Source organism: Thermodesulfobacteriota bacterium (assembly GCA_040758155.1).
Classification (GTDB): Bacteria; Desulfobacterota; Deferrimicrobia; order Deferrimicrobiales; family Deferrimicrobiaceae; genus UBA2219.
In genome coordinates, this window is record JBFLWB010000205.1 from 1 (window position 1) to 3,220 (window position 3,220).

The 3,220-nt window shown below is 67.1% G+C and carries 3 protein-coding genes; 1 reads left to right on the top strand and 2 read right to left on the bottom strand.

Going from position 1 to position 3,220, the window contains the following annotated elements:
- Together AB1346_14130 and AB1346_14135 are read right to left on the bottom strand one after the other, a co-directional pair.
- A partial coding sequence (locus tag AB1346_14130) for a DUF87 domain-containing protein (protein MEW6721580.1) occupies window positions 1–1,477 on the bottom strand: 1,477 nt, incomplete at its 3' end.
- A gap of 34 nt (window positions 1,478–1,511) precedes the next feature.
- A complete protein-coding gene (locus tag AB1346_14135; GenBank protein MEW6721581.1) occupies window positions 1,512–2,552 on the bottom strand; it encodes an aldo/keto reductase in 1,041 nt (346 codons plus the stop codon).
- Between the two features lie 105 nt (window positions 2,553–2,657).
- On the opposite strand from AB1346_14135, the gene AB1346_14140 reads away from it, so the two are divergent.
- Window positions 2,658–2,939: a hypothetical protein gene (locus AB1346_14140; GenBank protein MEW6721582.1), complete on the top strand. Its 282-nt coding sequence runs from the start codon at window positions 2,658–2,660 to the stop codon at window positions 2,937–2,939.
- Window positions 2,940–3,220 lie beyond the last annotated feature (281 nt).

Consider the following 3,220-nt stretch of genomic DNA (forward strand, 5'->3'; position numbering starts at 1 on the left):
CGGCGGGGGCGGCCGCGGGCGCGGCGGCGGGGGCGGCCGCGGGCGCGGAGGCGGAGCGCGCCGCCTTGACCGGGTCCATGAGCTGCTTGATCTGCGTCCGGGTCAGCGGCCCCCGCAGGTACGACATCGCCCACCGGCTCTGGAAGACGACCGGCGCGTCCTCGTGGACGTTGTTCATCAGGAACACCCGCTGGCCGAGGCCGGCCAGCAGCTGCTCCATCCGCTTCCGGTCGAACCGTCCCGCCCCGCCGCCGGCGGCCCCTTCCAGCCCGTCGAGCACGCGCTCCTTGTCCCGGTCGGTCTGGAGCCGGCCCAGGAACCAGGTGCCCGCGTTGGAGAGCCCCTTGTAATCGAGGTCCACGGGGTTCTGGGTCGCCAGGACGATCCCCAGCCCGAACGCCCGGGCCTGCTTCAGCAGCGTCAGCAGCGGCGCCTTCGACGGGGGATTGGCCACGGGCGGGAAGTACCCGAAGATCTCGTCCATGTAGAAGAGCGCCCGCAGGCTGGCGGTCCCCGGCTGGGCGCGCATCCACCCGAGGAGCTGGGTGAGCAGGAGGGTGACGAAGAACATCCGCTCGGCGTCGTTCAGGTGGGCGATGGAGAAGATCGACACCTTCGGCTTCCCCGTCTCCGTGTGGAGCATCCGGCCGATGTCGAGCGGGTCGCCCTCGAGCCACGCGGAGAATCCCGGCGCGGCCAGCAGGTTGTTCAGCTTCATGGCGAGGGCGAACCGTTCCTTCGAAGGGAAGAACGATTCGAGATCGAAGACGCCCACGCGGGCGACGGGCGGCGTCTGGATCGCCTGGATGAAGCCGGGAAGATCCAGGTTCTGCTTCCGTTTCCATGCGTCGTCGAGAAGGGTGGAAATGAGGATGTGCTCCCGGCTCTGGAGAGGATCCGCCTCGATCCCGAGGAGGCTCAGCAGCCCCGTCGCCGTGGCGCCGATCCGCTCTCCCAGCAGCTCGGGGTCCTCCACGACGGCTTTGCCCGGCCAGGCGAACGATTTCAGGATGGAGACCGGGATCCCGGCGGTGCTGCCCGGGGTGTAGACGGCGAACTCGGCGCTGTCCCGCAGCCTGCGGATCCGCTCCCCGTCCTGCCCCCAGTCCGCCAGCCCCTTCTTCCAGAGCGCCGCCTGCGCCGCGGCGAAGTCGGCCGGCGCCATCCCTTTTCTGCGGGCGTCCTCCTCGTTGATCCAGGGGAGGAAGTCGGTGTCGCGCAGCTCCGGAAACGTCAGCAGCAGGTTGGAGAGGTCGCCCTTGGGGTCGATCACGACGGCGGGGATGTTGTCGATCGCCGCCTCTTCCAGCAGCGAGACGCATAGCCCCGTCTTGCCGCTCCCCGTCATCCCCACGCAGACCGCGTGGGTCGTCAGGTCCCGGGAATCGTAGAGCACCGGCTCCGCCGAAAGCGCGCCCTTCTCCAGGTCGAATTCGCGCCCGAGATAGAAGACTCCCAGCTTCTCGAATTCCTGCATGGCGGTCCTCCCGGTGGACGGATTGGTTTCTACTTTAACGATGGAAGTCGATCAGGGGAAACGTTTTTCCGAACACGTACGGCCTCCCCCGGAGGAGGAAGTCGTGCGGGAATCCCGGCTCCACACGGCTCGCGGCGTCGAGCGCTTCGAGCTGTTCCGGGCCGATGGTGAAATCGAGGCAGCCGAGGTTGTCCTTGAGCTGCGCGAGCGTTCTCGCACCCAAGATCGGGACGATCGGACCATAGGGCTGCTGGCGGACCCAGGCCAGCGCCACCTGGGACGCGCTCCGGCCGATTTCCTTCGCGACCGCCCCCGCCGCGTCCGCGATCCGGACGTTGCGCTCCGTCACGTTGAGCTCGGCCCACCTCTCGTCGGTGGCGTAGCGTGTCCCGGCCGGCCGGTCCTTCGGCGACCGGTATTTCCCGGAGAGGACCCCCCCGCCGAGGACCCCCCAGGGCGTCACGGCGAGCCCCAGCGCCTTCGCCATCGGCAGCAGGTCGCGCTCGGGCGTCCGGTCCGCGAGGCCGTACTGGATCTGCAGGGCGGCATATGGAGTCCACCCCTTGAGCGCGGCGAGGGTGTTGGCCTGGGAGACGATCCACGCGGGGGCGTCGGAGATCCCGACGTAGAGCGTCTTGCCGGCCCGCACCGCGTCGTCGAGCGCGCGCATCGTCTCCTCGACCGGCGTCGCGATGTCGTGGGCGTGCACCCATAGCAGATCCACGTAGTCCGTGCCGAGCCGCTTGAGGCTGGCCTCGAGCGACTGCACCAGGTTCTTGCGGTGGCTTCCGCCGCCGTTGGGGTCGTCGGGGGACATGGTCAGGGTGTACTTCGTCGCGAGGACGAACCGCTCCCTGCGCCCTTTCAAAAATTCCCCCGTGAGCCGCTCGCTCGTTCCGCCGGTGTACAGGTTGGCGGTGTCTACGAAATTCCCGCCCGCCTCCGCGAACGCCTCGAAGATCCGGCGCGACTCCTCCTTCGATGCCCCCCATCCCCACTCCTCGCCGAACGTCATCGTCCCGAGGCACAGCTCCGAGATCCTCAAGCCCGTGTTGCCCAGCAGTTTGTACCTCATCGCGGCGGCCTCCTTCGGTCCCCGGTCGTTCCACGTTGTTATATATTTACCGTTAATGATACGCCGGGCGGAACCGATCCCCCAGACCGAAAGGAGAATCGCGCGATGAAGAAGGCCGTGATGCTTGCCGCAGTCTTCCTGCTGGCCGCGTCCCTTGCGTTCGCGGCAGGGCCGAAGAGCTACCAGGTGACGGGTCCCGTTCTCGAACTGAAGGACGACGTCATCGTCGTGGAGAAGGGGAAGGAGAAGTGGGAGGTCGGCCGGGGGGCGGACACGAAGGTGGCGGGAGACCTCAAGGTGGGCTCGAAGGTGACGATCGAGTACCGCATGCAGGCGGTCTCCGTGGAAGTGAAGGACGCCAAGGCGAAGGAACCGAAGAGGAAGTAACGCCGGCGGATCTTTCCGATGCCGCGGGCGGCGCCTCCGGGGGGGGCGCCGCCCGTTGTTTTATCCCGGTTTCGCATCGCCGCCCCTTCTATCCGAAACCGCTTGTGCAGAGAGGCCATCGTACGGATGGTTCCGGGCGATGGGGAACTCCAGGATGTGTTATATTAGGAAAAATTCCCCGCAATCTTGAAGAGTCCTATTCGGGAATCGGAGGGAGGGGCAAATGATCCGTCATGCCCGACCGGCGGCCGTATTGTTTCTTCTTTTCGCCGCGCAGGCTT